Here is a 4,515-nt window from a genome sequence, read left to right on the forward strand (position 1 = left end):
CAACGAGCACTGGTTCCCGACACTGCTGCACGCGCGCACCGAAATCGAACGCTGGCGACGCGAATACAACGAGGACCGACCCAAGAAGGCGATCGGCGGCATGACCCCGGCTGCTTATGCCCAACATTTGGCAAACACCGATATCATTACCCCCGGACTCTAAACCAAACCACTACTCAGGGTGGGGGGACGTCGGTGAGACAAGGGCGGGTGGCGATCGGCGATGAGGTCGGCGAGCTGCTCGACGCGCGTACCGTGATCGTGCTGATCGGCGAACGCCCGGGCCTGAGCTCGCCCGACAGCCTGGGCCTGTATCTCACCTACACGCCCCGCGTCGGGCTCACCGATGCAGCGCGCAACTGCATTTCCAACATTCGTGCCGAGGGACTGAGCTACGCCGAGGCGACCCACAAACTGGGATATCTGCTGCGCGAGGCATTCCGCCGCAAACTCTCTGGCGTGCAGCTGAAGGACGAAGCCGAGCAACCCGCGCTGCTGTCAGGCCCTGCCGATGTTGCGCCGCGCACGTTCTTGCTGCCGGACTGACCTGCGCGGCGTGTGCGAACCCGGAATCGACACCGCTCAGCAAGAAATCCATCCGTTACTTCAACGCACCATCCTGCATATTGCTGGCGGCATAGGTGCTGGTCTGCAACTCGTTGTCATGCGGATGACGCAGGGCATTGCGTACATCATCAGGAAGCTTGTCGACATCCAGCATCACCTTGCCCGAATGCACATCACGCACCACCGATGCAGGCAGCACGAAGTCGCCGCCATTTTCGATATTGATGACCAGCTCGTCCCCCTCGTTGCGGATGTCGCGGATGGCACCGACGCCGACTTCGCCATCGCGTAAAAACACCATCTGGCCAATTTCAATCTGCTGCATGTTCGATCTCCTGGAATGGCGTCATCACGCAAGCGCGCTGTGCCGGTGGCAGATCATCGCGCTGCGGTGCGTTGGCGCGCGGTGAAGCGCAGATCACTGTGGCGTGGGTGCGTGCAGCAAGGCGCCGCTCGGCAGACGGGCCGGCTGCCCGGCAACGCGCTCGAACTCGCTTGCATCGTGCGAACAGAACACCTCCACCTCACCTGCATGCTGTTGCCGTAGAACGCGCAGGCGCTGCTGGTTGCTCAAGCGCGCGGCGCGGTCCTTCTCCAGCATCCATTGATACGCGCGCAGCCCTGGCGTGCAGTAAGGCGCGTCCGGATCCATTTCGCGATGGAAGAAATATGCATCGCCTGCCAGCAGCAGCCATCGTGCCGGCGTGTGCACCGCAACCGTGGCATGACCCAGCGTGTGCCCGGGAAGCGGCACCATTAGCAGCTCTGGCGGTAATCCATGCAGGTCGCGCACGCACTCCAGCCCCATCCAGTGCTCGCCTGCTGCGCCATCGTAGGTGCGCCACTGCCCGCGCGTAGACCACTGTTGCGGACGAAAGCGCTGGCGATCCATCCAGGTGCGCTGTGCCAGTGCGGCATCGCGCTCGCTCGTCATCAGATGCACCCGCGCATGCGGAAAGTCGTCCAGCCCACCGGCGTGGTCGAAATCCAGATGGGTCAGCACGATATGCCGCACATCGCGTGGATCCAGCCCGAGCCGTTGTATCTGCCGGATTGCGGTCATGTCCTCGCGCAAGTCTGGCTTGACCAGCGCCAGAAAAAATCGACTCAGACGCGCGCGTGGCTCCGCGACATCGCGCAGGCCGAAACCGGTATCGATCAGGACCAACCCGGCGCTGGTTTCCACCAGCAAGCAATGGCAACACAGATGGCCGCGATCCAGTACGCCCGGCGTACGGCCGTCCATAAGACGGCCGCCCAACGGGCAGGTGGAGATGCAATTGAGGTGATGCACGCGCATCGGCGCGCCCCGCTTGGCGGGCCAGCATTGCAACGCGGCCGTCGCACAGCGGTGAGCGGTACCGATCGTACAACCAGCGCGCACACGCCACCTTGACGGTGGCGTGTGCGAGGCAGGTTTCAGCGCAGCGGAACGTCCGCCACCTTGTCTTGATCATCCTTCTTCGGGTCTACGCCCAACAACACCTTGATTCCTGCCAGCAGGCTCGACTCGTTGAGCCAGATCTGCGCATGGTCGGCGTCCAGGCGCAGCAGCGCCAAGTTCGGATCGGTCTTGCTGCCTTCGTACCACGCGGCGACATATGGATTCCACAACCGGTCGACCATGGCCGGATCGGTGTCTTCGCGCAGCGAGCCGCTGATGCTGGCGAACAAATCGTGCCCCTTGCTGCTGAAGGCGCCGATGACGCGGCGGCCCTGCCCCAGCATGGCGATCAGCGCGTTGTCCTTGGATGTAAAGAACCAGATCGGCCCACCGCTATCGCCTTCGATCTGTGCGGTCATCGGACGCGCGTGGCCGTCTTCGACACCGTCCAGGCCCAGCATCACGGTGCGATCTGATTTGAGCGCCTTCCAGAATTTTTCCTGCAACTCCTTGGTGTCTGCCATTTCGATTCCTGACATGCGCGTGGTACGCGGGTGAGCCAGTCTGGAACTCGCTCTGACCACAGCATGTGACGATGCGCACTCTCGTTCTACACATTGCGACAACGCAATTCTGCTTGGGCACCAATACCAACATACCAACATCGTCACCAGCGCGCGCCTTGGCAGAGGATGGTGGCGAACTTCGCACACGCACCCTTGCATTCGCAAAAAAAGAATCAAATAAGCGGATCACGGTTATAGTACAAACGCTACTGATGCAGCGCATCTGCGCGCGAAAGAAAAAACAGTAGCGCCGATGGTAGAAGCGACGAAAATCAGCCATAAACATGGGCACACACTGCGATTTAATCGTAAATTATTTATTTTATATAATTTTAATTAATCCACTCAGATCGCCCAACTCCAAGCAAAACATACAGGTTAAGATAATAATGACATATATGCCTAAAATTACATTCCTGCGTGCTTCCTGCGCGACCCTAGCCTTCCTAGTGATTACCGACGTGCCTGCAAGCACAAATTCGGTCAACCTCTCCGCCGGCACCATCGTGCAGCACGTTGTTCCGACTGCTCAGCGAGATGAGAGTGCTTCCTACTGGACCCTCGGACGGATGCAAGCTGCTGTTTCCGCATTATTCGTGGATGCCAACCCGGTCGACGGCGACCCGCCAGAGTTGCAGAATTCGGCATTGGCCCATGGGAAAAACCGGAGCGGAAAGTTGAAGTTGGTGACAAGATCGGTGCCAACGCCGAAGACGGTTCCGTCCGTGCCGGTTCCAGGATTCTCCCCCGCAGCCCACCTCGGCGTGGTCTTCTTTCGAGCGAACGGCATAGATCAGCGCTGCACTGGCAATGCGGTCGTCTCCGATTCCGGGAACGTCGTAGCCACCTCGGGGCGATGCGTCTCTGCCCTAGCAGGCAAGTTTGTTTCGGACTTGGTGTTCGTGCCAGCCTACAACGGTACCGCCCCCTATGGTGTTTGGCCTGCGACGACCATCACGGCCGATGATCGCTGGGTCTCAGAGCGAGCCGTGGACTACGATACGGCCTTCTTCCAGGTGCAAGCTCCCATGACAATGAAGCTCTCTGGCGCCACTTTGTCGAATACTGTAGGAGCGTCTGGCGTTCGCTTTGACGGTCAGCAGGACGACAACGAATATCGGGTAACTGGCTACAACACCGACCCTGGCGCCAATGGGAACACGCCTGTCAGCGTGACCAGCACAGCAGAGCCGAACCCATGGATGAACAAGGACTATGCCATTGAAGGCCTGGAGTGGGACGCACGCTCCGGTGTCAGCGGCTCACCGTGGGTTTCGACCGACGAGGATCCCGTGCAGGACGTCGAAGTCGGCATGACCTCATTTGCCTATAAGCAGTTCACCCACGCTTCGTTCGGTCCTCAGTGGACGTCAGCAATCCGTAACCTGTATCAGACCGCAGCAGCCTCGAACTAAGGAAGCTCTGAACAACGGACCACAGATACGCGACACGACCCCGCCTCATGTTGAGGAGTGATCCATGCAACTGACGTTCGGTGACGCTGAGGGCCTAGGCAAGCGCAAACAGACCTTGGGAAGGCGACGCTTTGCAGCGCGGCGTAGGTTGAGCTTCATGGCCTTGTAAACGCGATAGATGCGTTTGGGATTCCAACCTGGTTGCTGCTTGCGAAGGTAGTCGCTGCACTTCCAGAAGCCACGACTGGGGTGCGCTTCAACGTAACGCGCGATCTCGGCAATCAGCTCGGCATCGCGCACCGTCCAGTCCAGAGGCGGTGCGTACCAAGCGGCACGCGACAGCCCGACGCATGCACAGGACCGGCGCAACGGCCGCGCGTGGACCTCGATAAGGAACCGCACCGCCTCGCGTTTACGCGCCGGCCCTAGAGTTTTTTTGCGATCAGGTCCTTCATTGCCGCGTTGTCGAGCGCCAACTCGGCATACATCCGTTTGAGCTTGGCGTTCTCGGACTCGAGCTCCTTGACCCGCCGCAGCTCGGACGCCTCCAAGCCGCCGTACTTGCTCTTCCACTGGTAATAGG

The 4,515-nt window shown here is 60.0% G+C and carries 5 protein-coding genes and 2 pseudogenes; 3 read left to right on the forward strand and 4 right to left on the reverse strand.

Annotated features, from left to right (window positions below; translation table 11 throughout):
- The coding region (locus tag F7R02_RS24345) for an integrase core domain-containing protein (RefSeq protein ID WP_151210269.1) at positions 1 to 163 on the forward strand (163 nt) is incomplete at its 5' end.
- Between the two features lie 32 nt (positions 164 to 195).
- Positions 196 to 546: pseudogene (locus tag F7R02_RS24350) on the forward strand (ethanolamine ammonia-lyase light chain EutC); the annotation flags it as partial.
- Between the two features lie 55 nt (positions 547 to 601).
- Here the strand turns inward: F7R02_RS24350 and F7R02_RS24355 are convergent.
- The 3 genes from F7R02_RS24355 to F7R02_RS24365 all read right to left on the reverse strand — a co-directional run bounded on the left by F7R02_RS24355 (position 602) and on the right by F7R02_RS24365 (position 2,490).
- Complete coding sequence (locus tag F7R02_RS24355; protein ID WP_003486922.1) at positions 602 to 892, reverse strand: hypothetical protein; 291 nt, start codon at positions 890 to 892, stop codon at positions 602 to 604.
- 93 nt (positions 893 to 985) lie between these two features.
- Complete coding sequence (locus F7R02_RS24360) at positions 986 to 1,867, reverse strand: MBL fold metallo-hydrolase (RefSeq protein ID WP_078589111.1); 882 nt, start codon at positions 1,865 to 1,867, stop codon at positions 986 to 988.
- Between the two features lie 119 nt (positions 1,868 to 1,986).
- Positions 1,987 to 2,490: a pyridoxamine 5'-phosphate oxidase family protein gene (locus F7R02_RS24365; protein ID WP_172397194.1), complete on the reverse strand. Its 504-nt coding sequence runs from the start codon at positions 2,488 to 2,490 to the stop codon at positions 1,987 to 1,989.
- Positions 2,491 to 2,906: 416 nt separating this feature from the next.
- Between F7R02_RS24365 and F7R02_RS24375 the strand changes: the two genes are divergently transcribed.
- Entirely contained in the window at positions 2,907 to 3,932 is a 1,026-nt protein-coding gene (locus F7R02_RS24375) for a hypothetical protein (protein WP_172397195.1), read from the forward strand.
- A gap of 93 nt (positions 3,933 to 4,025) precedes the next feature.
- On the opposite strand, the pseudogene F7R02_RS24380 reads toward F7R02_RS24375, so the two are convergent.
- A pseudogene (locus tag F7R02_RS24380) lies at positions 4,026 to 4,515 on the reverse strand (transposase); the annotation flags it as partial.

This window comes from Xanthomonas cissicola (assembly GCF_008801575.1).
Lineage (GTDB): Bacteria > Pseudomonadota > Gammaproteobacteria > Xanthomonadales > Xanthomonadaceae > Xanthomonas > Xanthomonas cissicola.

What these genes read in the sequence shown, in the direction of transcription:
- F7R02_RS24360 (WP_078589111.1), bottom strand. Translation starts at nt 1,867, where the DNA reads ATGCGCGTGCATCACCTCAATTGCATCTCCACCTGCCCGTTGGGCGGC.
- F7R02_RS24355 (WP_003486922.1), bottom strand. Translation starts at nt 892, where the DNA reads ATGCAGCAGATTGAAATTGGCCAGATGGTGTTTTTACGCGATGGCGAA.
- F7R02_RS24375 (WP_172397195.1), top strand. Translation starts at nt 2,907, where the DNA reads ATGACATATATGCCTAAAATTACATTCCTGCGTGCTTCCTGCGCGACC.
- F7R02_RS24365 (WP_172397194.1), bottom strand. Translation starts at nt 2,490, where the DNA reads ATGTCAGGAATCGAAATGGCAGACACCAAGGAGTTGCAGGAAAAATTC.